Source organism: Henriciella marina (assembly GCF_027213945.1).
GTDB lineage: Bacteria > Pseudomonadota > Alphaproteobacteria > Caulobacterales > Hyphomonadaceae > Henriciella > Henriciella marina_A.
In genome coordinates this window covers 385,783-410,826 of record NZ_JAPWGW010000001.1, presented here as the reverse complement: position 1 = coordinate 410,826, position 25,044 = coordinate 385,783, and the positions used below count along the sequence as shown (strand labels likewise).

Genomic DNA, 25,044 nt, shown 5'->3' with positions numbered 1-25,044 from the left:
TCAGGCAATGAGCAATGCGAAATCACTCGCGGAGATGATCCGCGCCGCCGACCGCGTCCTTGTTTTCACGGGCGCGGGTATCTCCACCGAAAGCGGCATTCCCGACTTCAGAAGCCCGGGCGGCGTCTGGTCGAAGATGAAGCCAATCTATTTTCAGGATTTTGTTTCGGACCGCGATGCCCGCCGCGAAGCATGGAAGCGCGTTTTCAATCGCACAGCCGGCTGGGTCGGCGCCACGCCGAATACGGGCCATCTCGCGATCGCTGAGCTGGTCAAGCAGGGCAAGGTTAGCGCTGTCGTTACGCAGAATGTCGACAATCTGCATCAGGATGCTGGCGTTCCCGATGACAAGGTCATCGAAATTCACGGTAACGCGTCCTACGCCAAATGCCTTGAATGCGGCATGCGCCACGAATTCGAAGAGCTTCGTGCGCCCTGGGAGAATGATGAGGAAATTATCTGCGCGGCGTGTGCAGGTCTTCTGAAGACAGCAACGATCTCCTTTGGACAGGCGATGCCTGAAGACAAGATGGCCCTTGCGACCGCTGAGGCGGAGTCCTGCGATCTGTGTATCGTGCTGGGCTCCTCTCTAGCGGTGTACCCGGCAGCAGGTATCCCTGTGCTCGCCGCACGCGCAGGTGCCCGGCTTGTCATCATCAATCGTGAGCCGACCGACCTTGACCCCTATGCCAGCCTCGTTCTGAACACAGAAATTGGCGCGCTGATGGACGAAGTCATGTTGGAGCTCGAGACAGCATAGAAAAAGCCCCGGACGCGCGGCGCCCGGGGCTTTTCAATTTCAATAGTTCTGTTTCCGACTAGACCGCTTCGGTCAGCTCAGGAACAGCGCTGAAGAGGTCGGCAACCAGGCCGTAATCGGCAACCTGGAAGATTGGTGCCTCTTCATCCTTGTTGATCGCAACGATGATCTTCGAGTCCTTCATGCCAGCAAGGTGCTGGATGGCGCCCGAAATACCAATGGCGATGTAGAGTTCTGGCGCGACGATCTTGCCGGTCTGGCCGACCTGATAGTCGTTTGGCGCATAGCCTGCGTCCACGGCTGCGCGAGACGCACCGATACCGGCGCCAAGCTTGTCAGCAAGTGGGATCATCAGGCGGTCAAACTCTTCCTTCGAGCCAAGTGCGCGACCGCCAGACACGATGGTCTTGGCAGAGGTAAGCTCTGGACGGTCCGACTGGACGATCTTCTCTTCGACGAAGGCTGCCTTGAATGGGCCAGCTGGTGCATCGATGGTCTCAACCGAAGCAGAGCCGCCTTCGCCAGCTGCGTCGAATGCCGTACCGCGAACGGTGACGACTTTCTTCGCGTCGGATGATTTCACCGTCATGATCGCATTACCTGCATAGATTGGGCGCTCGAACGTGTCGGTGCCTTCAATGCCGGTAATGTCGGAGATCTGCATGACGTCGAGCTTTGCCGCAATGCGCGGGGTGACGTTCTTGCCCATGGTGGTTGCCGGCGAGAATAGCGCGTCATAGCCGTCCATCAGCGGCACGATCAGCGCTTCCATAGCTTCGGCGAGCTGCTTTTCATAAGCATCGCCATCGGCGTGGAGAACCTTGCGCACACCATCGATTTTTGCAGCGGCAGCGGCAACATCGCCTGCGCCCTTGCCGGCAACGAGGACGTCGATGTCGCCGCCAAAAGCTTTTGCCGCGGTGACGGTCTTGTGCGTTGCGTCCGTCAGCGTTGCGTTGTCGTGATCAGCAATAACGAGAACAGCCATTAGATCGCTCCCTTCGCTTTGAGTTTGGTGACGAGTTCAGACACGTCTTCGACCTTCTCACCAGCTTCGCGAACGGGTGGCTCGGTCACTTTGACGACGCTGAGGCGGGCGGCGGTATCGACACCATAGTCACCCGGGCTCTTCTCATCGATTGGCTTTTTCTTTGCCTTCATGATGTTTGGTAGAGACGCATAGCGCGGCTCGTTCAAGCGAAGGTCGGTCGTGACTATAGCCGGGGTCTGGAGCGAAAGGGTCTGAAGACCGCCGTCAATCTCACGGGTGACGTTGATCTTGCCGTCTTCCAGAATGACTTCCGAGGCGAACGTGCCCTGTGGCCAGTCAAGAAGCGCGGCCAGCATCTGGCCCGTCTGGTTGGAGTCGTCGTCGATTGCCTGCTTGCCGAGGATCACGAGCTCCGGGCTCTCTTCGCCGATCACCTTCTCAAGGATCTTGGCGACAGCGAGTGGCTCGACGTTGTCGTCGGTCTTGATCAGAATGCCACGGTCAGCGCCCATGGCGAGCGCGGTCCGCAGGGTTTCCTGAGCCTGTTGCGGCCCAATGGAAACAACCACGATTTCCTCAACCGCGCCTTTTTCCTTCAGGCGAACGGCTTCTTCGACGGAAATTTCGTCGAAAGGGTTCATGGACATTTTCACGTTAGCGAGGTCGACGCCGCTCTGGTCGGATTTTACGCGGACCTTCACATTGTAGTCGATGACCCGCTTTACGGGTACGAGCACCTTCATAGGCTGGCTCCTGTTTCTATCCCTGTTAAACTGGTGATGACCTAGAGAAGTGCACTGCAACAATCAAGCGTTGCGGCGGCTTCGAGGTCATTTCGCCGCTACGCCGCCAGCATTCAGATTTGGTCAGCTGACGGCTAGTGGCTTTTCAAGCCGGGCTGAGACTATTCGTTCTCGCCTTCGACATCCTCAAACCATACCTCGACTGGGCCTTTAAGCGTCAGCGTCAGCGGATTGCCCTTGCGGTCCAGCGACTTACCCGCTGCGACCTTTATCCAACCCTCGGAGAGGCAGTATTCAACGACATTGGTCCGCTCCTGACCCTTGAAGCGAACGCCGACGCCGCGGCGGATCAGGGTCTCATCATAAAAGCGGCTTCGCGGATTCAGGCTCAGCCTGTCGGGAGGAGTGTCTGTCATGGCGCTTCAATGCCTCCAATACGGCAGCAACTCAACCCGGATTTCGCGGCTTCCGGTGGGGCAGGTTTCATCGGCAAAGTTTCAAAACTTACTTCTGACTTCCTGCCGCCCGGCGGTATCTCCTCATAAGGGCAGGGGATTAATCCTATGACGGACGAAAAATGCGCGGGACTGACCGTGGATGACGATGTCGCAATTTCAGTGTTGCGAGAGATCGGCCGACTCGCGCACCTCGCCGATTGCGCGCTCGCGGCCTGCCTGCCAGACCCCATAACAGTGGCCCAGTATGCTGTGCTCGAAACGCTCTTTGCCGATGATGGGCTCTCGATCACTCAACTTGCGGAGATCCATACAGTTTCACAACCTACAATGTCCTCCACGATCGCAAAGCTGCGTCACCATGGATTCGTCGAAACAAGGTCGAAACCGGGAGATCGCCGGTCAAGGTTCGTTACCCTTACTCAGGAAGGCGCGGACATGAGGTTGCGTTGCGAGATCGCTGCAGGGCCTATGCGTCATGATATGGCAGCAAGAATTTCCAGAGAAGACTGGATGGCGCTTCAGGCAACGGTTAACGGATTGAACAAGCATTTTATCGAGGCGCTCAACCGGCCTGCGAGTTAATGCCTAACGGTTCGCGCCTGGCTTCCACTTGATATCTGACCGTCCCTTGTCATTAGCGAAGCGGGACGCGACGAAGAACCAGTCCGAAAGCCGGTTGATGAAGCTCAGCGCATGCTCGCTGACTTTTTCGCCGGCAGTGCCAGCAAGTTTTGCCACATCGCGTTCGGCGCGCCTGCAGATCGTTCTGCAAACATGGAGCTGCGCAGCAAGCGGTGTGCCCCCCGGCAGCACGAAGCTGTCCAATGGCGCCAAGTCGGCATTCATTGCGTCAATCTCGTTTTCGAGACGCTTTGTCTGTTCTGCTACGACGCGCAGAGGCTCAAAGCCAAGCGGCTTGTCGCGTTCTGGCGTTGCCAGATCTGCGCCAAGATCAAATAGATCGTTCTGTATCCGCTGAAGCTGCGCCTTCATCTCTCCGTCGGCGTTCAGCACGGCGACGCCTAGCGCGGCATTTACTTCGTCCACACTGCCATAGGCTGTGACGCGTGCATCCCACTTGTCGACAAGCTCACCGGTTGCGAGCCGTGTCTTTCCCTTGTCGCCAGAGCGCGTGTAAATCTTGTCGAGCTTTACCAAGAGGATTGCCTTCGTGGTTTTGGGTTTCGCTAGCTGAAAGCGCCGGCTGCGAAGGCGAGGGCGCAGAGAAGCGCGATCGCAATTGCCTGCACCAGAACGCGTAGCCGCATGAGCTTGTTGGACCGGCTTGCCTGTGCATCATCGGTGCGGGTGAGGTTTACCACACCTACGACTAGAACGATAACCAGCACGGCTATGGCTATATAAAAGCCGATCGTGAGTAAGTTGACCATTTCAATGTCCTTCCAGCCGATGATGTAGGCCAATGAGCGGGCAAAGTCATCGCCAGCGTTCTGCGTTCACTCGACGCAGCTGCCCGCGATAATCGCGCAGCTTGCCAAAAATTCATCCACCTCGCTTATATTGAGCACGCCAAGGCGAGGGCGCTGGTGCGACAAGAGCGCCGGATGGTTAATCCGGCCCTCGTGCCAAACGCTTTACTTTGGCCTTGTTTTTCAATGATTTGCCTCTTCCAAATGCTCGGCAGGCTCCCCATTTATGCAAGGGCGCGATAAAGCAAATGCGCTTAAGGGGGAGAGACGCTGCCGATGATCGGGGCTACAAGCTTTCTCTAGGGCCGATACGGAACTGATGCCGGACAAATGGGTCAGTACCTGTAGATACGGAGACAAAAGCCGATGGCTATAAAAACATCGATTGCGCTTAGCCCAGAACAGGGACTGAGCCGCTATCTCAGCGAAATCCGCAAATTTCCCATGCTGGAAAAGCAGGAAGAGTTCATGCTCGCCAAAAGCTGGCAGCAGCATGAGGACACTGAGGCTGCTGAGAAAATGGTGACCTCGCACCTGCGACTGGTGGCGAAGATCGCCATGGGCTATCGCGGCTATGGCCTTCCGATGGCCGAGGTGATCTCTGAGGGCAATGTTGGCCTCATGCAAGCCGTAAAGAAATTCGATCCTGACAAGGGTTTCCGCCTCGCTACCTATGCGATGTGGTGGATCCGCGCGGCAATTCAGGAATACATTTTGCGCAGCTGGAGCCTTGTAAAGCTCGGCACCACAGCGGCCCAGAAAAAGCTATTTTTTAATCTCCGCCGCATCAAGGGTGAAATCAACGCGCTGGACGCCGGTGATCTTAACCCCGACCAGGTGACCGAGATTGCGACCCGTCTGAACGTGTCCGAAAAGGACGTACTCAGCATGAACGGCCGGATGAGTGGCTCAGACGCATCGTTGAATGCGCCCATGGGTCAGGAAGGCGACATGGAGTGGCAGGACTGGCTGACCGATGATGAGCCGACCCAAGCCGACACCTATGCCAACCGACAGGAATTCGACAGCCGTATGACGCTTCTTCAGGAAGCTATGGCAGATCTGTCTGAGCGCGAGCAGCACATCCTTCAGGAGCGCCGCCTGACCGACGATCCGAAGACGCTGGAACAGCTGTCTGAGGTCTACAACGTCTCTCGTGAACGGATTCGGCAGATTGAGGTCCGCGCCTTCGAGAAGATTCAGAAAGCCATGAAACGGATGGCGAAGGAACGGGGGCTCCCAGTCGGAGCCTGAGGCCACGCTTCAAGACAACGAGGAACGCCCGGTTGGTAGACACTGGCCGGGCTTTTTTGTTTGTGGGATGAGGCGTGAATGAGAATTGTATCCATCAGCGACGCCGATGATCCACGCCTTGCCCCTTACGTCTCGATCCGCGAACGCGACCTTACAGGACGTAGCGATGGGCGGTTCATTGTCGAAGGCAAGGTGACGCTCGCCACATTACTGGAGCGATCCCTGTTCGAGATCGAGAGCATCTTTATCGGCCAATCGCGGCTCGAGCCGCTGTCGGACATTCTTGCGCTGCTGCCGCAGGACGTTCCGGTTTATGTCGCGCCACAAAACGTGATGGATGAAGTTGCCGGTTTTCCAATCCATCGCGGCGTGCTGGCCTGCGCTCGCAAGGGAGAGCCTCTCGCTCTGGACGCGTTGCTGGAGGCAGAGACACTGCTCGTCCTCAACGGTATTTCAAATCACGACAATGTTGGCGCTGCTTTTCGCAATGCGGCCGCTTTCGGCGCGGGCGGCGTACTGCTCGATGAGCAAAGCTGCGACCCGCTCTATCGCAAATCTATCCGCGTTTCTGCAGGCGCGGCGCTCTGGCTACCTTTCGTGCGAGACGGGCAGGGCAAGGATCATATTGGGCGTTTGCAGAATGCAGGCTTCGACGTCTGGGCGATGACGCCGCGGGCTACGGCAGCGGAACTTCACCAGCTGAAGCCTTCAGCAAAGACCGCTATCTTGCTGGGGTCCGAAGGTCCGGGACTGGAGGACGCACTCATTGACCGCTGTCGACCTGTCAGAATTGCAATGGCTAGCGGCTTCGACAGCATCAATGTCGCGACGGCCGGCGCGATCGCGCTCGCTCACTGTCATACCTGTTCAGTGACTGGGAGCGCCTAGGCGCGGTTCGAATCAACAGCCCTTATGGCGACACGCCGGAACTGCCTGACCGCACAGCTCGTTGCTGATATTGAACGGAGCATCCGATGTCGAAACTTGTACTGGTCATTGCGTTTTTCTCGAACCTCGCTGCCATCAGCGAAGCGGGACCACCTGCGTCTTTCGATGAGCCGAAGTCGGTTGAACGGGAAATGGCGGGCGACAAGCTGCCATCTGATTTTGAGCGCGGCGATTATCTACCGATCCAGTATCGCGGCAACTTGCTGAACCACTGGAAAACAGAGGGACTTCGCGAACCGGATGCTGGCTTCGAGTGGGTGCGCGCTGACCAGTATGCATTTCTGATAAACCCCACGAGCGGGTTTATCCGCGATATCGTCGAGCTTGACGATTAGATCCGTTCAAAAGGGTCACGCATCAGGATGACATCTTCGCGTTCCGGAGACGTCGAGACAAGCGCACAAGGCTTGCCAACCAGCTCTTCCAGACGGCGAACATATTTCACCGCCTCTGCGGGTAGATCGCTCCAGCTACGTGCGCCTTTGGTCGTCTCTTTCCAGCCCGGCATGCTCTCGTAAACAGGTTCAACCGCTGCCTGATCTGTCAGCCCTGCCGGGTAGTAATCGATCGTCTCCCCGTTCAGCTTGTAGGCGACGCAGACCTTGATCTCTTCGAACCCGTCCAGGACGTCGAGCTTGGTCAACGCGAGTCCATTCACGCCAGATGTCGCGCAAGCCTGACGGACCATGACGCTGTCGAACCAGCCGCAGCGGCGCGTGCGACCCGTATTCACGCCAACTTCGCGGCCGACCGTGCCGAGACGCTCGCCAATTTCATTGTCCTGCTCCGTCGGGAAAGGCCCTGAACCCACGCGGGTCGTGTAGGCTTTTGCCAGTCCCAGAACGTAGGAAATCGCGCCCGGTCCGACGCCGGCACCTGCCGAAGCGTTGCCTGCGACCACATTGGAGGATGTGACGAACGGATACGTGCCATGATCCACGTCCAGCATGACGCCCTGTGCGCCTTCAAACAGGATACGCTTGTCTGCGCGGACCTGCTCATCCAGCGTCTTCCAGACGGGCTGAGCATAGGCGAGGACTTCCGGCGCAATCTTCAGGAGGTCCTGCTTGAGCGCCTCGCCGTCCGGCTCTGGTAAGCCGACGCCGGCGCGAAGTGGCCGGTGGTGGGCAAGCAGGCGCTCTATCTTGAGATCAAGGGCAGCAGGGTCTGCGAGGTCGGCCACACGGATGGCGCGGCGACCGACCCGGTCTTCATAGGCTGGGCCAATGCCACGCTTGGTCGTGCCGATCTGGGCTGCGCCAAGCGCGCCCTCACGCGCGGCGTCGATATCCTTGTGCCACGGCAGGATCAGCGACGCATTGTCAGCGAGCACCAGCGTTTCCGGTGACACCTCAACACCTTGCTCGCGGATACCTGCGATCTCAGTCAGCATGTGCCACGGGTCTACGACCACGCCATTACCGATCACGGACAGCTTGCCGCCGCGGACGAGGCCCGAAGGTAGGAGGGCAAGCTTGAACGTCTTGCCGTCGATGACGAGGGTATGGCCAGCATTATGCCCGCCCTGAAAGCGAACTACCGTGTCGGCGCGGCTCGAGAGCCAGTCGACGATCTTGCCTTTGCCTTCATCGCCCCACTGGGCGCCGACAACCACCACACCTGCCATATGAAGCTCCTGATTTCTCCGCTCGCCACTGAAAGGTTTTAGGGGCGGATTTCAAGAGCGCAGATGCCGAACCTGCAAATGGTGCGACAATAACCGGTCAGATAAGTTCGTAATCCTCAACCTTTACCGCTCCGACTTCCTTCGCATAGTCGCGGGTGTGGGATGACCAGTTCTGCGTGATGAGCCCGTCGTTGGTCTTGTACCAGGAATTGCAGGCCGGGTCGGCCCAGACTGTCTTTTGCAGATCGGCCTGAATACGCGTGTTCCATGCATCCTGCGCGGCCTTCGTCGGCATCATGGCCCTGGCTGATTGCGCATCCAACGCCTCAATGGCCTTCATCATATACTCGACCTGACGCTCTAGCATGAAGGTGATCGAGTTATGCCCAAGATTGGTGTTCGGCCCATAGAGCACGAAGAGGTTCGGAAAGCCGTTTACCGTGATGCCCGCGTAGGCGGACGGGTGATCGGCCCAGACGTCATTGAGGTGCTGGCCATCGACGCCCCGCACGTCGACAGACCATTTCCATTCGGTCGTCTCGAAGCCGGTGGCGAAGATGAGAATATCAAACTCGCGATAATCGCCGTCGGGTGTCGAGACGCCCTTGGCATCGATCTTCGTTGGTGCCTTTGACACCAGCTCGACATTATCCCGCTGAAGGGCCGGGAAATAGTCGTCGGAGATCAGGATGCGGCGACATCCGATCGGATAGTCAGGGGTCAGCTTCTTGCGAAGCTCAGGATCCTTGACCTGCTCATGCAAGTGGTTCGTCGCAATGGTTGTGTAGGCGGCGCGGCCTGCTTCAGTCCATTCGAATACCTGCCAGAAGAAGTGATCGGCATTGTCATAGATAAGCTGGCGCCCACGCGCGCCGATATCCATGGCCGCTTCCGGCTGCGTGAACATCAGCGCCTGTTCCTGCGGGCTGACCGGCACATCGCGGCGAGGCGTGACCCAGTTGGGGGTGCGCTGGTAGACGGTAAGATGGCTCGCGGTCTTTGCGATTTCGGGAATGATCTGCACCGCGCTCGCGGCAGACCCGATGACAGCGACGCGTTTGCCCTCCCAGGACACCGAGTGATCCCAGCGGGCCGAGTGCATCTTCGCGCCCTCGAATTCGTCCAACCCTGCAATTGCTGGCCAGTTCGGGCGGTTGAGCTGTCCGAGGGCGCCGACAAGGATGTCGCCGGTGAAAGTCTTTCCGCTCTCGGTTCTGACGGTCCAGGTCTTGTCGCTCTCATCCCAATCGGCACTGACCGCTTCATCGCCAAGATGCATATGAGGCGTAAGCTGGTAGCGCTCAGCGATTTCCTCGGCATAGGCCTGGATTTCAGGGCCCTGGGGGAAGGTGCGAGTCCAGTTTATACTCTGGGCAAAGGACAGCTGATAAAGGGCGACAGGCACGTCGCATGCGCAGCCCGGATAGGAATTTTCGTACCAGGTGCCCCCAACCTTGGGATTGCGGTCAATCAGATCGAATGAGTGTCCGGCTTCCTGCAATTTGATAGCCGCAGTAAGCCCGCCAAGACCGGACCCGATGACGATGGCATGCTTCTTGGTCATGCAAACTCTCCCTGAAACCAAGTTCCGTGGGAGGGAGAGTTCGCGCTTCGGCGGCGTGATGCAAGGCTGACGAAGGGTAAGCTCCGTCAGCCTTTTGCAGGTTTACTGTCCGAAGCGGAAGTAGGCGCGAACGCCGATATTATCGACGCCCTGATTGCGGCCATCGCCGAGAATCTGGCCATGGGAAAGGTGCTCATAGAGAACCTGTACGCCAACCGTTTCGGTAAGGTCGCGGTTCAGTGCGAGGCCCGAGCGGAAAAGGTCGTCAGAACCGAAATAGATATTCTCGCGAGCGAAGGCGTCACTGCGCGGATCGCCTTGCGGGAACGGGCTTTCGTTTGCGCCATCGTGGATCACATATCCAAGGCTTGGTTCAAGCGACCAGCCCTCAGCAAAGTCCCAGTTCCACATCAGGCCAAAGCCGCCAAAATTTGTGTCGCCCGCCGTGTTGAAAGACCCCATGATGAAAGGGCGTGGGCTGGCGAGAATGCTGAGGAAGTCAGGGCTGGCGAAGACCAGCTCGGCCTCGATATTTGGGCCGTCTTCCTTGTCGGCATTCTTGCAGTCGAGGATACAGACATTGTGCTGCATCACGCCAATACGGGCCTCTTCGACGAACTGTGCGCTGGCCGGAGCAGCGATTGCGGTCGTGGAAAGCGCAAGTGCAATCAGACGTTTCATGGGTAGCTCCCCTTAAAAAATATACCCGCCCAGAGAGTACCGGGCGGGCATAAGGTCAAGGTTTTTCGGGGATCGGGGAAAAGTTCGCGTGTGAACTATGCCTTTCCGGCAACCCAGCGTTTGGTGATTTCTGCGATCCGCTGACCGAAATCTTCTGCCGTACTGAGGTCGGCTTTGTCAGGCGTCTGGTCTGCGGGCAGGTCGGTCAGGGATTGCGTGCCGAGGCCGATCATATGTCCTGCACGATTCCACGCAGCGCCAAAGTCGCTTTGGCTGGTATTGTAGCCAGGGAAGGCGCCGTAGTTGGCCCATATCATGCCGTGCTGGCCGGCAAGGATCATCATTTCCTGAAGCGTATTGAGCTTGTCGCCCGCAAGTGAGCCGGAATTGGTGAAGCCAGCGCCGATCTTGTCGCGCCAGCCGCCGTTCATCCAGACCTTGGAAGAGGCCTCGGCGAACTTGCGGAACACTGACGAACTTGCCCCCATATAGGTTGGTGACCCGAAGATGATGCCATCAGCGGCTGCGAGGGTGTCCCACGGGCCTTCTTCAGCGGCTTGCAGGTCGTCAGCCTTGATCACGTCCAGCGTCACGCTGGTGACACCGCGCGCGCCCTTGGCGACGTGCTCAGCTACTTTGGCGGTATGGCCGTAACCGGAATGGTAGACGATGGCGAGTTTGGTCATGAGGGGGCTCCCTTAATGTGGATTACCAGAGCCAAGATAGTCTGCCTGCCCAGAGTAGAACCCTCAGGGCAGGCATAAATGTTATGATCGGAGGCTAGAAGTTCAGCACTTTCGCGTACCTAACATGGGGCAGGGCATCGAGTTTTTCGGTGAGCTCATGCGGCGGTAGGCCATCAATGCCGATCAGCGCAATCGCCTCGCCGCCTGTGTCCTGACGGCCGAGGTGGAAAGTCGCGATATTGATGCCGGCTTCGCCCAGCATCGCCCCGAGCGCCCCGATAAAGCCGGGCTTGTCGATATTGTTGACGTAAAGCATCACGGACGAGAATGCGCCTTCGAGCGGCATGCCTTTCACTTCGACAATGCGTGGGCGGCCTGCCGAAACCGTACCGGCGAGCGAGCGCCAGCCCGTCTCATCCGAATTGGCCGTGCGCGGCACCTTCACCTTGATACGGATAAGGTTGTCGTAGACCGGGCTCTCTTCGGTCTTGGTCTCGGACAGCTTCACACCCGACTCTGCCAGTATCGACGGCGCTGAGACCATGTTCACGTCACCGCGCGACGCATGCAGCAGGCCGGAAAGGGCAGCTGCCGTCACCGGCTTGCGGTTCAGCTCTGCAACTTCGCCCTCATACTCGATGACGACTTCTTCAAAGCCGTGATCAGAGACCTGACCGGCAAACGCGCCGAGCTTTTCAGCAAGTTCGATGAAGGGCTTGAGGCGCGGAGCTTCGTCAGCAGTGACAGACGGCATGTTGAGCGCGTTTGTCACGGCGCCGGAGAGAAGATAGTCGCTCATCTGCTCGGCGACCTGAAGCGCGACGTTTTCCTGTGCTTCGACTGTGGCCGCGCCAAGGTGCGGCGTGGCGATGAAGTTGGGCGCACCAAACAGGATGTTCTCTTTGGCAGGCTCTTCAGCAAAAACGTCGAAGGCCGCAGCCGCGAGATGACCGTTGTCGAGCATTTCGCGCACTGCCGCCTCATCCACGAGACCGCCGCGTGCGCAGTTGACAAGGATCAGTCCCTTCTTGGCCTTGGCCAGCGCTTCCCTGGATAGGATATTCCGGGTCTGGTCGGTCAGCGGGGTATGCAGCGTGATCACGTCAGCCCGCGCGAGCAGCGTGTCGAGATCGACCTTCTCGACGCCAAGCTCAATTGCTCGTTCTTCCGTCAGGAACGGGTCGTAGGCGACCACTTTCATGGTCAGGCCCTTGGCGCGTTCTGCGACGCGGGCACCGATATTGCCGCAGCCGATGAGGCCGAGCGTCTTATAGGAGAGCTCCGTGCCGACGAAACTCTTCTTCGGCCATTTGCCTGCCTGCGTGCCCTGGTCGGCAGCGGGGATCTGGCGGGCAGCGGCGAACATCATGGCAACGGCATGTTCGGCGGTCGTGACCGCGTTCCCAAACGGGGTATTCATGACGACGACGCCTTTGGCGGTCGCGGCCTTGATATCGATATTGTCGACACCGATCCCGGCGCGGCCGATGACTTTGAGGTTCGTTGCGGCGGCAATGACGTCTGCGTCGGGCTTGCAAGCAGAGCGTACGGCGAGGCCGTCATACTGATCGGCGATGGCGATCAGCTCGTCTTTCGACAGGCCGACCTTGATGTCGGTGTCGATGCCGCGATTGGTGAAGATATCGACGGCTGCCTGGCTGAGATCATCAGCGATAAGGACTTTAGGCATGGGATGTTTCCTGAAGATTTACCCCGATCGTCCCCGCGAAGGCGGGGACCTCAGGCAATGAAGGGAAAGGTGTGTGGCACGAGATCCCCGCCTTCGCGGGGATGAGCGGCGTTTGATCAGGCGTCCTGAAGCTCTGATGCGACCGTCGCGAAGGCCCAGTCGAGCCATGGCAACAGTTTTTCGACGTCGGACGGCTCTACGGTAGACCCAACCCAGATACGCAGACCCGGAGGCGCCTTACCGTAGGAGTTAAAGTCGAAGCCGGCGCCTTCTTTCTCAACCAGGGTGACCATCTTCTTCACGAAGGCTTCTTGCGCCTCGGTGTCGAGTTTTGCCACACGCGAATCGGTAATCTTGAAGGTGACGCCCGTGTTCGAGCGCGTTGCCTTGTCAGCGCAGAGGAAGTCAATCCAGTCGGTTTTTGCGACCCAGTCCTCAAGGATGCCAAGGCTCTGATCGGAGCGCGCCTTGAGGCCCTTAAGACCGCCAGCTTCCTCCACCCAATCGAGCGCGCGAAGATAATCCTCAACGCAGAGCATGGAGGGGGTGTTGATTGTCGCGCCGTCGAACAGAGCTTCGTTCAGCTTGCCGCCGCTCGTCATGCGAAAGATTTTGGGCAGCGGGCGGTCTGGCGTGTAGCTCTCGAGGCGTTTCACCGCATTCGGGCTTAGGATCAGCATGCCGTGGGCCGCTTCTCCACCGAGCACTTTCTGCCAGCTATAGGTGATGACATCGAGCTTCTCGAACGGGATTTCCTGCGCAAACACAGCAGAGGTCGCGTCGCAGATCACGACCCGGTCCGGGTTCGGTTTGATCCAGCTATGATCATCGACGCGCACACCGGATGTTGTGCCATTCCAGGTGAACACGATATCGGCATCGTCCCGCGCCCTTTCGAATGGCGGCAGGACGCCATAGTCGCCGACATAGACTTCGCAATTGTCGAGTTTCAGCTGCTTCTGGGCATCGGTCACCCAATCCTTGCCGAAGCTTTCCCAGGCAAAGATGTCGACCGGTTTCGCGCCGAGCATGGACCACATGCACATCTCGACAGCGCCTGTATCTGAGGCAGGCACGATGGCCACGCGATAGTCATCCGGAAGGTTCAGCACCTGCTTGGTGCGATCGATTGCTTCCTTCAGCTTGGCTTTCGCATCCTTCGCACGGTGCGAGCGACCAAAGGCTGTCGTTTCGAGTTGTTTAAGGGAAAATCCGGGGCGTTTGGCCGTGGGGCCCGAGGAAAAATGCGGGCACGCCGGACGAACCTCCGGCTTGGGGGGTAGTGTCATCTGTTTTACTCCTATCCTTACAGATAGGCTGGCCCTCGTTGGGGAGGGCTGGCCCACCGCCCTTATGCCAGACTTGTGCGCCGCCGCATAGGGAAACAATTGTGACATTATCGAGAGCTGGAGACTTGCCGGGGGCGCGCGGGGGTGCGAGTCCGTGTCGGCAATAGATTTACGGGCGAGCCTTCATGCAGACAAAGCGTTCCCTTTCCGACTGGGGGCTTTTCCTCCTTCTGTCTGCCTGTTGGGCGAGTGCCTTTGCGATGACGAAAGTCGCCGTAGATGAATTGCCGCCAAGCGTTATCATTCCGGGGCGCCTGATCACGGGCGCGCTAGTCTTATGGCTCGTCATGCTTTTGCGAGGCGAGCGCCTTCCACCCTTTACTGATCGGGCTTCCTGGCTCGCGATTGTCGGCATGGGGACGGTCGGGACAGCACTGCCTTTCTACCTGATCACCACAGGACAGAAGACAATCGATTCATCGCTTGCCGCACTCCTTATTTCCGGTGCGCCGCTGTTCACCGCCATTCTCGCGCATTTCTGGTTTCACGATGAGCGGTTCACCGCATATAAGGCTGGCGGACTCGCGCTCGGTTTCGCCGGGGTCGCCGTGCTGCTCGGGCCCGATGCCATGAAAGGATTGGGTAATGCCGACCTTGTTGCCCAGCTTCTCGTTCTGGGCGGCGCATTCTGCTACGCGGTCAACAGCATCATCGCGCGCCAGTCGCCGCGTCTGCCGCCCATTGTGCTACCGGTCGGCTTCCTGACGGCAGCGTCTATCACATCACTCCCCATGCTCGCCGTGACGGACTGGAGCGAGGTCAGGTTTGATACGGCGAATGTGCTGAGCGTGCTGGGGCTCGGGGCGGTTTCCACGGGGCTCGCAGGGATTATTCTCATGCACCTTGTCGCGCGTACCAGCGCGACTTTCATCGCGCTGACAGGCTATGTGATCCCGATCATGACGGCGATACTGGGCTATTTCGCGTTCAGGGAGACGCAGGACTGGAATGCGCTGGCGGCATTTATCCTGATCCTTGCGGGGGTCTGGTTCTCGCAGCGCCAGAGCCGCAAGCGTGCCGCCGCCTCTTCCTGATCTTCCGGCAGGCCAGTGTGTCTGCTATCCTTCTAGGGAGGCGCGCAAGACGGCCCAGTGAAGGATTAAAGATGAACCACGACATCAATGTCAGGCCAATCTCGGGTGCGCTTGGAGCAGAGATTGAAGGGGTCGACCTCTCGCAAGACCTTTCAAACGAAGCCTTCGACATGGTGCACCGGGCCTTCCTCGATCATCACGTGATCTTCTTCAGGGATCAGAACGACCTGAGCCCCGAGCGCCACAAGGCGTTTGGCAGGCGCTTCGGAAGCCTCAACGTTCATCCTTATGTGAGGGGGATGGAGGGCCACCCGGAGATCCTCGAGATCATCAAGGAGCCAGAAGAGAAGACCAATTTCGGTGGCGGCTGGCACACCGATATGTCCTTCCTTGAGGAGCCTGCGCTCGGCTCCATCCTGCATGCGATTGAAGTTCCGCCCTATGGCGGCGACACGCTCTGGGCGAACCAGCACATGGCCTATGATGCCCTGTCGGATGGGCTGAAAGCGACGCTCGAGGGGCTGACTGCCATCCATTCTGCAGGCCGCGAGTATGGGCCGAAAGGTCAGTCGGCGATGGGCCGTCAGTCCATGGAAACGAAACAGGCCCATGATGCGCCGGAATTCGAGCATCCTGTGGTGCGCACCCATCCAGAGACGGGCCGCAAGGGGCTATACGTAAACCCGGCCTTCACCCTGCGCTTCAAGGGTTGGACGAAGCGTGAGAGTCGCCCACTGCTCAACTACCTGTTCGAGCATTCGAGGCAGGAGCAGTTCACATGCCGGTTCAGATGGGAGAAAGGCTCGGTCGCTTTCTGGGATAACCGGTCGACCTGGCACTTCGCCCTGAACGATTATGCCGGCCACCGCCGCCATATGCGCCGCGTGACCGTGAATGGAGATCGGCCGTTCTAGGTCGTCTGGACAAGACGGCTGCCGTGAAACCCAAGAAGCCAGAGAATAAGGGCCACTGCCGCAAACCTTTCGACAAGACCGATAATCTCGTTCGAAACCCCGAAAGTGGCAGTGCCAGCCGACAGAAAGATTATCGCCGCAAGACCCGTGCCCCATTTGAACAAGGGATGGGCCTCGCTTCGCGCCCAGGCGATCAGCGCGAGTGCCACTGAAATAGAAAGCCCAATAGCGCCGACCACCCAATAATGAATGAGGGGGCCGTCCGGGTCCTGTTTTGAATAGGCCTCGTAAAGCGAAATAAGAACGATGAGCGGCCCGGCGAAAGCCAGCAAAATGGCTGCAGTTTTGAGGCGCCGGTCATTATTCGCATCTTTCCAGATCACGAGTGCGGTCAGGGCAATCGCGATAGCGACCAACGTAAGTCCGATATCCTGCGCCAGATCAAAGTCACCTGCGGCGAGATCGCTGATCGTTGAGGTAAGCAGGCTCTGACGATCCATGAAAACAGCGAGCGACAGATCGATCGTGACCGCGACCAAGCAGGCTGCGATCGTATACATGTGAATGTCGCGATTACTCTTGTCCATTAAGGCCTAACGCCTGATGCCTCGGGTCGTTCAGAGCGTGAATTTGCCCTTGATGACGGTCACCGCTTCGCCGCGCAGCTTCACCCGGTCGCCGACAAGCTCGATCCCGATCTTCGCGCCGCGTCCCGGATAGGCCTGATAGCAATCGAGCGGGCGCTTGAGGCGAGGTCCCATGATGGCGGCGACCATGCAGTGCCAGCTCCCCGTGGCAGGGTCTTCATCAATGCCGCTGCCGGGGGCAAAAAAACGGCTGGTGAGGTCAGCACCGTCGGCGCCGCCCGGTGCGACGCATCCGAAATTGCCTCTTTCCCAGTTTCCGCCAATGCCGCTGACGCCGAGGGTTTTGAGCAATGAGAGGTCGGGTTCGAGCGCTTCGATATCTTCAGGCGTGCCAAATACGGCTGCGTAGAATGGCCCACCCCAGGCTTCCAGGGGCCACGCGCCGAGCGCCGCGGCGACGTCCTCAGTGACGGCGATCTTCTCTACCTTCGGTGCCGGGAAATCCATCTCATAGGTCTCGTCTGCCAGACGTCGAACTTTCAGAACGCCGGACTGCACGGTCTCGAAAGCGATCTCTTCGCCGTTGAAGCTGATATGCGTGTAGATCGCGTGCGCTGACGCTAGCGTGGCATGGCCACAGAGAGGAACCTCCACGGCTGGTGTGAACCAGCGCAGAGCAAACTTTCCGGGATTCTTCTCGACGATGAAAGCCGTCTCAGCGACATTGTTTTCGGCTGCAATCGCCTGCAGCGTTTCGTCCGGCAGAAAGTCCTCCAGCGGCATCACGCAGGCCTGATTGCCTTCAAAGGGCCGGCTGGCGAATGCGTCGATCTGGTAGAATGGAATGGCCGTCATGTCAGGCTCCCGCTGCGGAAGATTAGGTCTCTATTCTACGGAACGCGGACATCCGGCACAAACCAGACTTTCTAAGCCACGGTTGAGAAAGCCTGAGCGAGCTATCTGGCCAGCGAAGGCCAATCGGGCCAGTCTCACTTCACTGTTTGCACCGGGAGAACTCAATGAACTGGGGGCAGCTGCTTGTCGGACTGGGCTTTATCTGCGGCACGCTGATCGCGGCCCAAGGGGCCATCAATGGCCGGTTGGCGAGCGGAGTTGGCGGGCCGCTGCAGGCGGCTTTCATCTCATTCTCGATCGGTTGGCTGGCTCTCCTCGCCGTGAATATCGTACTTGGCTACAAAGTGCCGAGCATCAGCCAGACGCTGACCGTGCCGGCATGGGCATGGATTGGCGGGCTGATCGGCGCGATCATGGTGGCGAGCTCTGCGACAGCTGTGCCGCGTATCGGTGTGGCTGCCTGGGTCAGTGCCGTCATTGCGGGTCAGCTGACCGCGGCGGTTCTATACGACCAGTTCGGCGCGTTCGGTCAGGCGGTTCGTCCTGCGACCCCACTTAGGCTCGTCGGTATCGGGTTTCTGGTGCTGGGCGTTTATCTCGTCCGGCGCTTCTAGCTGGCGAGTCCGATCAGCGCGCGGGGGTCTGGACAGAGTTGCAGCCACCGAGCAGCTTCGCTCTTGCGGCAGACACCGGGGAAGTCGCCAGCCTTTCCGAGCATGTCCAGCATGACCTGAAAGTGGAGGTGGGGCGCCCATCCGCCATTCACGCTGCTGTCTCCCAGGCGTGCAATAGCCTGTCCGCGTTCGACTTGGTCGCCGGGCTGAAGCGTGTCGAGCAGGCTTGGGTCGAGGTGGCCGTAGAGTGTATAAAACCTGAGACCAGGCTCAACATCATGCTGGAGGATCAGCGTCGGCCCATAGTCTTTCTCATTGTCGTTGAGCTGAAGGCTATGAACCTGCCCATCCAGCGGGGCGAAGACTGGCTTGCCGGCTGCAGTAAAGACATCAAGGCCGAGATGAAGCGTGCGTGGCTCGTCGCCTGGCGGATTGAAGATCGGGGTGTCGTAGATGGCGCGGTCCTCGCCATACCCTCCATGAAGCACGCCGCCATCGGCCGGTATCCAATCAATAGGTAGGTCGCTCCAGCCACGTGCAGCAAGCCCTGCCTTGTCGAGCGGCAGCGTGCCCTCAGCAGACAGGCCGCGCATTGGCGGCGTCACCTGCGGAGAGGTGGAGAGCCACGCCTCATAGCGTTTTCGCAGGTCACTCAGCGCCGCTGGGAAAATGGTCTTAGCGCTCATCTTGCTTGTCCAGCGGCCAGCCATGATGCACAGGGCCGTGGCCTTTCCCGAAACCTTTGGCCTCTGCAATGGCGCGGTGGAGATAGTCGCGCGCCGCTTCGACGGCGTCCTGCGTGTCGTCACCAATTGCGATGCGGGCCGAGATCGCGCTAGCGAGCGTACAGCCGGTCCCGTGCGTGGAGGTGGTATCAATCCGGCCGCTCTCGAAGATCCACTCGCCATGCACTGTCTGAAGCACATCGATGACCGGGTTGCCGGGAATATGTCCGCCTTTCACCAGCGCACCTCGTGCGCCGCGTTTCAGGAGGGCTTCAGCGGCGCGTCGCTGGCCGTTCACACCGTCCACGGACTTTCCTGTCAGGATTTCGGCTTCTGGCGCGTTCGGCGTGACGAGCGCTGCGCCGGGCACGAGAAGGGACGCAATGCTCTCCACGGCCCGCCGGTCGACCAGCCGGTCACCGGATGTCGCCACCATGACTGGGTCAATGATGCGCGGCGTTTCTCTTGCCCGCTCGTCCAGTATTTCGGCCGTTTGCTCTACAAGTTCCGCGCGGCCTAGCATGCCGGTTTTGATGGCATCTGCGCCAATATCGGCGAGGCAAACCTTCATCTGAGAGATAACGGTACTGATCGGTATGGGGTGAACGTCGTGCACGCCCGTTGTGTCCTGCACAGTGATGGCGGTGACGGCGGTCATCGCATAACCGCCCATCGCCATGATGGCCTTGATGTCGGCTTGGATGCCTGCACCGCCCCCGGCGTCGGAACCGGCAATTACCAGAACGCGGCCAGACTTGTTTTCGGTTTCAGTCGTCATGGCGATCAAATAGGCGCTTTGACACTGATCGGAAAGCGGGGTTTCAGCAGACGGGCACTATCAGGGGTCGGCCGGCGTCTCGACAGGTTGGGAGAGGTCGAACTCCACCCGGAAAAAGCGTTCAGGCCGCTTCAGCTCATACGCGAACATGTCCTGATCTGGATGGATCTCCATTGCCCAGACATTCGCTTTCGAAACGGGTATATCTTCCGCATCGAACAACGCCTTGGTCCGATCATCAGCTGGAAACTCCTGACGGGTCACGGTCGAGGCGTCAGACGATTTGCCACCATACATCGTCACGGCATCCGGGCTGCCATCTTCATGGGTGTGCCGGTGACGAAGCGCGATGCGGCCATCGTCGCCGAGCGCGAGGAGCCACATGCGCGAATGGTCTTCGCCGACATGGAGCGGAATGCGAGCGGCGGTCTCCGTGCAATATTCGAAATCCGCGATCACGGCCTGCGAGGCCCATTCGGCATCCTGAGGGTCATTGCTGACGACCCGGCCGAGATACGCGTTTCCGCAATAGGGCTTCACACTGGACAGAAACTCGGTACCACCAAGTTCTGCCGGGGCTTCCTGCTGACAGGCAGTCAGAAGCAGGGCGGTGCCAGATATTGCGAATCTCAAAAGCATGAGGCGCAGCCTATATGGGCTGCGCCTCTTTGCAATGCTTTAGCGATTGGCCCGGATCAGGCCGGTTCTGGCTCGCCCCCCGGCTCATCGCCGCCAAGGTTCTTGCGGCGCTTGCCGATGACCGGAACAGCCGAAGCTGGACCTTGCGGCTCGTCCGGCTCGTCCGGGCGGGTCGGCTTCTTGCCCTCAAGCAAGTCGTTGAGCTCCTGACCGGTGAGCGTCTCGTATTCGAGTAGCCCCTCTGCGATGGCCGTCCACTGATCCTTGTAGTCGGTCATGATGCGGCGTGCCTCATCCTTACCGTGCTGGATCAGTTTGCGGACCTCTTCCTCAATACGCTTGGAAGTTTCTTCGGAGACGTGGTTCGGCCTCGAGTATGGGTCGCTATTATCGGAGTAATCGACAGGGCCGATTTCATCTGACAGGCCATAGCTCGTCACCATGGCGCGCGCGATGCGGGTCGCCATCTGGATGTCAGACGAAGCGCCGGAGGTCACAGCATCCTCACCGAAAGCAAGTTCCTCGGCGACGCGGCCGCCCATGAGGACAGCCAGTCTGGAGGTCATTTCCTGACGGGTCTGTGAGTACTTGTCGTCCTCAGGCAGCTGCATGACCATGCCGAGTGCGCGGCCGCGCGGAATGATCGTTGCCTTGTGGACAGGGTCGGTTGCCGGCATTTTCAGGCTTACGATAGCATGACCAGCCTCATGATAGGCGGTCAGCCGCTTTTCCTTGTCCGACATGACCATGGAGCGCTTTTCAGGGCCCATCAAGACCTTGTCCTTGGCGTCCTCAAATTCCTGCATGGCGACGACACGCTTGCCACGCCGGGCTGCGAGTAGGGCAGCTTCGTTCACGAGGTTCGCAAGGTCCGCACCGGAGAAGCCCGGCGTGCCGCGTGCGATCACCTTCGGCTCGACGTCCTTGGCGAGCGGCACATTGCGCATGTGAACTTTCAGGATGCGCTCACGGCCCATGATGTCCGGATTGTTGACGGTCACCTGACGGTCAAAACGGCCTGGACGAAGCAGCGCCGGGTCGAGCACGTCCGGACGGTTCGTCGCGGCGATGATGATGATGCCCTCATTGGACTCAAAGCCGTCCATCTCGACGAGAAGCTGGTTGAGCGTCTGTTCGCGCTCATCATTACCGCCGCCAATGCCTGCACCGCGCGAGCGGCCGACAGCATCGATTTCGTCGATGAAGATGATGCAAGGCGCATTGCGCTTTGCCTGCTCGAACATGTCGCGCACGCGGCTTGCGCCGACACCCACGAACATTTCGACAAAGTCTGAACCGGAAATGGTGAAGAACGGCACACCAGCTTCGCCGGCAACGGCGCGGGCGATGAGCGTCTTACCTGTGCCCGGAGGACCGATAAGAAGGGCACCTTTCGGGATCTTGCCGCCAAGACGCTGGAAGCGTGACGGGTCCTTCAGGAACTCGACGACTTCCTGCAGCTCTTCCTTGGCTTCGTCGACGCCAGCAACGTCATCAAAGGTCACGCGGCCGTGCTTTTCGGTCAGCATGCGGGCGCGGGATTTGCCGAAGCTCATGGCGCCGCGGCCACCGCCGCCGCCCTGCATCTGACGCATCAGGAACAGGAAGAGGCCAAGGATAAGGATCAGCGGGAGCAGGTTGAGAAGCAGACCACCCAAACTGAAGCCGCTTTCGGCATCTTCATTCACTGTGACGCCCTGATCCGCAAACCAGGTCGATGCCTCGATATTGGTCGGCAGCTTCTCAGCGTAATAAGTGTCTCCGCCGCTAGTCTGTGCGGTGATGCGGTCATTTGTGACCGTCACTTCTGCGAGCTGGCCTTCCGTTGCCATCTGGCGAAGGTCGGAGATCGGCACCTTCTCCGCATTCGCCGCGACAGATGAGCCTTGCATGGCGATCATCATGGCCACGACGAGGGCAGCAATCAGTCCCCAGACAGCGAGATTACGCATGTTCATAGTATGGATCCGTCTTTTGGTCTCAATCTTCTGGACTCTAACATAGGCAGCTGAACAACGGAAAACGACTCAATTAGCAGTAATACGGACGCAATTTTGTCGCGGCTGCGCTGGTCTGAAGCAGATAGCGATTGAACCGGGGCACCTACTCGACGCTCATGGTGACCCGCACTACTCTTGTGCGCAGCGGGGGCGCGAATGGATAAATCTATGAAAGACATCCTGAAGGTTTATGGCCCTCTGGCGTTGCTTGTCGCGATCAGCATTTGGGTCGCGCTCGCGCTGATCGACCCGGCGCCGCCATCGCGCGTTACCTTCGCGGCGGGCAACTCAGGTGGCGCATACTACGCCCTCGCGCAGGAATATGCCGGCAAGCTGGCCGAGAGCGACGTCGAGGTCGAAATACTTGAAACGCGCGGCTCGCTAGAGAATATTGAGCTTCTCCGGTCGGGCCGTGCAGGGATGGCTTTCGTTCAGGGCGGGCTTGCTACTGATGCCGATCGCGAAGAGCTGAACTCTCTGGCGGGCATGTTCCATGAACCATTCTGGGTCTTCGTCCGGTCCGAGGCCGCCATTCAAGGCTTTGGTGCCCTCCGGGATGTCCGTTTTGCGATCGGTCCGGAGGGATCGGGCACGCGGGCGCTGACGCTCCAGATGCAAGACGCCTGGGGCGGCGACTGGCCCTCGTCTTCGCGAAGCATAGAAAGCGGGCAGGCCGCCGCGAGTGCGCTTCTGGCGGGCGATGTCGATGCTGCGGCATTCTCCGCCTCAATGAACGCACCTTATGTCCAGCGCCTCATAGAGGAACCCGGCATTGCGCTTCTGCCGTTTGACCGGGCACCTGCACTGGCCCGTCGCACGCGCGCGCTCGACCCAGTCACGCTTTATCGCGGGATCGTCAATCTGGAGGCTGACATACCAGCCGCCGATGTGCCGCTGATCGCTTCGGTCGCGCAGCTCGCCATTCGCGAGGATCTGCATCCGGCTATCCAGTCGCTGCTGCTCGAAGCGTCCGAAGACATCCATGCTGGCAATAGCGCTTTTGCGAATGCCGGGGAGTTTCCAGCCCCTGAACTTGTCGACATGCCACTATCGAGCGAAGCTGAGCGCTTCTGGAAGAACGGGCCGTCTTTCCTGCGAAACTACTTCTCGTTCCAGATCGCCAATTTCCTTGAGCGCGCCTGGGTGTTCCTTATCCCGCTCATCACGCTGCTCATCCCGCTGATCCGGGTGGCGCCGCCGATCTATCGCTGGCGGGTGCGCCGCAAGATCTATGTCTGGTATTCAGACCTCAGAGAACTTGAGGCACGCGGACGCGAAGCCTCGAACGATGAAACGCGCGACAGAGTGCTGGATGAGCTGTCAGAGCTTCAGAAAGAGGTCGGTGAGCTGGATGTGCCGCTGTCCTACACGGAAGAAGTGTATCACCTTCGCAGCCACATCGCCTTCGTCCGTGATCTGGTCAAAGGCTTATATGCGCGGGATGCCGGGGAAGAGGCGCGTCACACCGCTTAGCGCGGCGCGCAGCAAGCGGGCTCAGGCTTCGGCCTGCTGCTCCAGCGCTTCACGGCGTTTCTCTGCAGCAGACTTTTTCACGCTTTCTGAGCGGAGCTGGCCGCAAGCAGCAAAAATATCGCGGCCACGCGGGGTGCGGATCGGGGAGGCATAGCCTGCCCGGTTCACGACTTCGGCGAAGTTCTCGATCGTTTCCCAGTCCGAGCACTCATAAGGGCTGCCGGGCCAAGGATTGAACGGGATAAGGTTGATCTTCGCTGGTACGCCTTTCAGCAGCTTCACGAGGTCACGGGCTTCGGCCAGCGAGTCGTTGACGCCTTTCAGCATGACGTATTCGAACGTCACACGTTTGGAGTTGCCAAGGTCGGGATAGGCGCGGATCGCTTCGAACAGGGTCTGCAGATCGTACTTCTTGTTGATCGGTACGATCTCATTGCGCAGATCATCGCGGACCGCGTGCAGAGAGATGGCCAGCATGGCGCCTGTGCGCTCACCCAGCTCTGGAATCTTTGGCGCGACGCCTGCCGTCGACACGGTGATCCGGCGGCGACCGAGCGCGATGCCGTCGCCATCCGAGATCGTGTCGATGGCTTCTGCCACATTGTCGAGATTATAGAGCGGCTCACCCATGCCCATGAAGACGATATTGGTGAGCTTGCGGTTCTCGTTCGAGGACGGCCATTCGGAGAGTTCATCGCGCGCGATGAGGATCTGGCTGACGATCTCTTGAGCGGTGAGGTTCCGAACCAGCTTCTGGGTGCCGGTATGGCAGAAAGTGCAGTTCAGTGTGCAGCCGACCTGGCTTGAAACGCAAAGCGCGCCGGAACGGCCAACATCTGGGATGAAGACGCTTTCGCCTTCGACGCCCGGCTGGAAGCGGGTCAGCCATTTCTGGGTTCCGTCCACGGAGACCTTGTGCTCTGCAATTTCCGGGCGGCTGAGAATGTATTTCTCCGCCAGTTCCGCGCGCAACTCCTTGGCGATATCGGTCATGCCGGAGAAATCCTGCACGCCGAAATGATGGATCCAGCGGCGCAGCTGCTTGGCGCGCATGCCAGCTTTCTTCGGATCGAGTCCGAGCGCTTCCATCTCTGCTTTCAGGGCAGGGATAGATAAACCGGCCAGTGACTTCGCCGAACTAGTGCTTGCATTGACGCCGCGTGAAAGGTCCAGAACATGTTTCATCGACGCCGCACATAGCACGTCCTGCCCAATAATCTAAGCAGATGAGGACAGGTTTGCTG

Annotated in this window: 27 protein-coding genes; 9 read left to right on the top strand and 18 right to left on the bottom strand. The window is 59.1% G+C overall.

The features are described 5' to 3' along the window. The first annotated feature begins 7 nt into the window (after nt 1–7). Complete coding sequence (locus O4G74_RS02045; protein ID WP_269401002.1) at nt 8–760, top strand: SIR2 family NAD-dependent protein deacylase; 753 nt, start codon at nt 8–10, stop codon at nt 758–760. A 58-nt stretch (nt 761–818) separates the two neighbouring features. Here the strand turns inward: O4G74_RS02045 and O4G74_RS02040 are convergent, their stop codons facing one another. The 3 genes from O4G74_RS02040 to O4G74_RS02030 form a co-directional block, all read right to left on the bottom strand. Further along, entirely contained in the window at nt 819–1,748 is a 930-nt protein-coding gene (locus tag O4G74_RS02040) for an electron transfer flavoprotein subunit alpha/FixB family protein (RefSeq protein ID WP_269401001.1), read from the bottom strand. Then, on the bottom strand, nt 1,748–2,494 hold the full coding sequence (locus tag O4G74_RS02035; RefSeq protein ID WP_269401000.1) for an electron transfer flavoprotein subunit beta/FixA family protein: 747 nt from the start codon (nt 2,492–2,494) through the stop codon (nt 1,748–1,750). The genes O4G74_RS02040 and O4G74_RS02035 overlap by 1 nt, the downstream gene beginning before the upstream one ends. 161 nt (nt 2,495–2,655) lie before the next feature. Continuing rightward, nucleotides 2,656–2,910 (bottom strand): DUF3297 family protein, encoded by a 255-nt coding sequence (locus tag O4G74_RS02030; protein ID WP_269400999.1) that lies wholly within the window; start codon nt 2,908–2,910, stop codon nt 2,656–2,658. A 147-nt stretch (nt 2,911–3,057) separates the two neighbouring features. Between O4G74_RS02030 and O4G74_RS02025 the strand changes: the two genes are divergently transcribed. Continuing rightward, nucleotides 3,058–3,534 (top strand): MarR family winged helix-turn-helix transcriptional regulator, encoded by a 477-nt coding sequence (locus O4G74_RS02025; protein ID WP_269400998.1) that lies wholly within the window; start codon nt 3,058–3,060, stop codon nt 3,532–3,534. A 3-nt stretch (nt 3,535–3,537) separates the two neighbouring features. On the opposite strand, the gene O4G74_RS02020 is transcribed toward O4G74_RS02025, so the two are convergent. Both O4G74_RS02020 and O4G74_RS02015 read right to left on the bottom strand, forming a co-directional pair. Further along, nucleotides 3,538–4,110, bottom strand: coding sequence for a cob(I)yrinic acid a,c-diamide adenosyltransferase (locus tag O4G74_RS02020; protein WP_269400997.1), 573 nt, complete (start codon nt 4,108–4,110; stop codon nt 3,538–3,540). Nucleotides 4,111–4,139: 29 nt separating this feature from the next. Continuing rightward, nucleotides 4,140–4,376: a twin transmembrane helix small protein gene (locus O4G74_RS02015; protein WP_269400996.1), complete on the bottom strand. Its 237-nt coding sequence runs from the start codon at nt 4,374–4,376 to the stop codon at nt 4,140–4,142. Between the two features lie 372 nt (nt 4,377–4,748). Here O4G74_RS02015 and rpoH point away from each other — a divergent pair, with 372 nt between their 5' ends. The 3 genes from rpoH (at nt 4,749) to O4G74_RS02000 (ending at nt 6,919) form a co-directional block, all read left to right on the top strand. Next, nucleotides 4,749–5,636, top strand: coding sequence for an RNA polymerase sigma factor RpoH (rpoH, locus tag O4G74_RS02010; protein ID WP_269400995.1), 888 nt, complete (start codon nt 4,749–4,751; stop codon nt 5,634–5,636). Between the two features lie 78 nt (nt 5,637–5,714). Continuing rightward, nucleotides 5,715–6,524: a TrmH family RNA methyltransferase gene (locus tag O4G74_RS02005; RefSeq protein WP_269400994.1), complete on the top strand. Its 810-nt coding sequence runs from the start codon at nt 5,715–5,717 to the stop codon at nt 6,522–6,524. Between the two features lie 86 nt (nt 6,525–6,610). After that, nucleotides 6,611–6,919 carry an RcnB family protein gene (locus tag O4G74_RS02000; protein WP_269400993.1) on the top strand — a complete coding sequence of 103 codons (309 nt, stop codon included), beginning with the start codon at nt 6,611–6,613 and terminating at the stop codon, nt 6,917–6,919. On the opposite strand, the gene O4G74_RS01995 is transcribed toward O4G74_RS02000, so the two are convergent. The 6 genes from O4G74_RS01995 to O4G74_RS01970 form a co-directional block, all read right to left on the bottom strand. After that, a complete protein-coding gene (locus O4G74_RS01995) occupies nt 6,916–8,211 on the bottom strand; it encodes an adenylosuccinate synthase (protein WP_269400992.1) in 1,296 nt (431 codons plus the stop codon). The genes O4G74_RS02000 and O4G74_RS01995 overlap by 4 nt on opposite strands. A 97-nt stretch (nt 8,212–8,308) precedes the next feature. Then, nucleotides 8,309–9,775: a flavin-containing monooxygenase gene (locus O4G74_RS01990; RefSeq protein ID WP_269400991.1), complete on the bottom strand. Its 1,467-nt coding sequence runs from the start codon at nt 9,773–9,775 to the stop codon at nt 8,309–8,311. Nucleotides 9,776–9,877: 102 nt separating this feature from the next. Continuing rightward, complete coding sequence (locus tag O4G74_RS01985; protein ID WP_269400990.1) at nt 9,878–10,456, bottom strand: acyloxyacyl hydrolase; 579 nt, start codon at nt 10,454–10,456, stop codon at nt 9,878–9,880. 95 nt (nt 10,457–10,551) lie between these two features. Continuing rightward, nucleotides 10,552–11,142 carry a flavodoxin family protein gene (locus O4G74_RS01980; protein ID WP_269400989.1) on the bottom strand — a complete coding sequence of 197 codons (591 nt, stop codon included), beginning with the start codon at nt 11,140–11,142 and terminating at the stop codon, nt 10,552–10,554. A gap of 94 nt (nt 11,143–11,236) precedes the next feature. After that, nucleotides 11,237–12,832 carry a phosphoglycerate dehydrogenase gene (gene serA, locus O4G74_RS01975; protein ID WP_269400988.1) on the bottom strand — a complete coding sequence of 532 codons (1,596 nt, stop codon included), beginning with the start codon at nt 12,830–12,832 and terminating at the stop codon, nt 11,237–11,239. Between the two features lie 116 nt (nt 12,833–12,948). Further along, on the bottom strand, nt 12,949–14,121 hold the full coding sequence (locus O4G74_RS01970) for a phosphoserine transaminase (protein ID WP_269400987.1): 1,173 nt from the start codon (nt 14,119–14,121) through the stop codon (nt 12,949–12,951). Between the two features lie 185 nt (nt 14,122–14,306). Here O4G74_RS01970 and O4G74_RS01965 point away from each other — a divergent pair, with 185 nt between their 5' ends. Together O4G74_RS01965 and O4G74_RS01960 are read left to right on the top strand one after the other, a co-directional pair. Beyond that, the gene (locus O4G74_RS01965) at nt 14,307–15,215 is read left to right on the top strand and encodes a DMT family transporter (RefSeq protein WP_269400986.1); all 909 of its coding nucleotides are present in this window, start codon (nt 14,307–14,309) and stop codon (nt 15,213–15,215) included. A 71-nt stretch (nt 15,216–15,286) separates the two neighbouring features. Next, nucleotides 15,287–16,129 carry a TauD/TfdA dioxygenase family protein gene (locus O4G74_RS01960; protein ID WP_269400985.1) on the top strand — a complete coding sequence of 281 codons (843 nt, stop codon included), beginning with the start codon at nt 15,287–15,289 and terminating at the stop codon, nt 16,127–16,129. On the opposite strand, the gene O4G74_RS01955 is transcribed toward O4G74_RS01960, so the two are convergent. Further along, nucleotides 16,126–16,716, bottom strand: coding sequence for a DUF998 domain-containing protein (locus tag O4G74_RS01955; protein WP_269400984.1), 591 nt, complete (start codon nt 16,714–16,716; stop codon nt 16,126–16,128). The two genes, O4G74_RS01960 and O4G74_RS01955, sit on opposite strands and share 4 nt — an antisense overlap. Before the next feature lie 30 nt (nt 16,717–16,746). Continuing rightward, entirely contained in the window at nt 16,747–17,571 is an 825-nt protein-coding gene (locus O4G74_RS01950) for a PhzF family phenazine biosynthesis protein (protein ID WP_269400983.1), read from the bottom strand. Between the two features lie 164 nt (nt 17,572–17,735). Here O4G74_RS01950 and O4G74_RS01945 point away from each other — a divergent pair, with 164 nt between their 5' ends. Continuing rightward, nucleotides 17,736–18,185 (top strand): DMT family transporter, encoded by a 450-nt coding sequence (locus tag O4G74_RS01945; RefSeq protein WP_269400982.1) that lies wholly within the window; start codon nt 17,736–17,738, stop codon nt 18,183–18,185. On the opposite strand, the gene O4G74_RS01940 is transcribed toward O4G74_RS01945, so the two are convergent. Genes O4G74_RS01940 through ftsH form a run of 4 tightly spaced genes read right to left on the bottom strand, consistent with a single transcriptional unit; the run spans nt 18,182 to nt 22,285 of the window. Further along, nucleotides 18,182–18,871 carry a peptidoglycan DD-metalloendopeptidase family protein gene (locus O4G74_RS01940; protein ID WP_269400981.1) on the bottom strand — a complete coding sequence of 230 codons (690 nt, stop codon included), beginning with the start codon at nt 18,869–18,871 and terminating at the stop codon, nt 18,182–18,184. The genes O4G74_RS01945 and O4G74_RS01940 overlap by 4 nt on opposite strands. Beyond that, entirely contained in the window at nt 18,861–19,688 is an 828-nt protein-coding gene (gene thiD / locus O4G74_RS01935) for a bifunctional hydroxymethylpyrimidine kinase/phosphomethylpyrimidine kinase (RefSeq protein WP_269400980.1), read from the bottom strand. The genes O4G74_RS01940 and thiD overlap by 11 nt, the downstream gene beginning before the upstream one ends. Before the next feature lie 60 nt (nt 19,689–19,748). Next, nucleotides 19,749–20,327 carry a hypothetical protein gene (locus tag O4G74_RS01930; protein ID WP_269400979.1) on the bottom strand — a complete coding sequence of 193 codons (579 nt, stop codon included), beginning with the start codon at nt 20,325–20,327 and terminating at the stop codon, nt 19,749–19,751. A gap of 56 nt (nt 20,328–20,383) precedes the next feature. Further along, the gene (gene ftsH, locus O4G74_RS01925; protein ID WP_269400978.1) at nt 20,384–22,285 is read right to left on the bottom strand and encodes an ATP-dependent zinc metalloprotease FtsH; all 1,902 of its coding nucleotides are present in this window, start codon (nt 22,283–22,285) and stop codon (nt 20,384–20,386) included. Between the two features lie 198 nt (nt 22,286–22,483). Between ftsH and O4G74_RS01920 the strand changes: the two genes are divergently transcribed. After that, a complete protein-coding gene (locus tag O4G74_RS01920) occupies nt 22,484–23,800 on the top strand; it encodes a TAXI family TRAP transporter solute-binding subunit (protein ID WP_269400977.1) in 1,317 nt (438 codons plus the stop codon). Nucleotides 23,801–23,821: 21 nt separating this feature from the next. Here O4G74_RS01920 and rlmN read toward each other — a convergent pair whose 3' ends face one another. After that, nucleotides 23,822–24,985 carry a 23S rRNA (adenine(2503)-C(2))-methyltransferase RlmN gene (gene rlmN, locus O4G74_RS01915; RefSeq protein ID WP_269400976.1) on the bottom strand — a complete coding sequence of 388 codons (1,164 nt, stop codon included), beginning with the start codon at nt 24,983–24,985 and terminating at the stop codon, nt 23,822–23,824. Between the last annotated feature and the right edge of the window lie 59 nt (nt 24,986–25,044).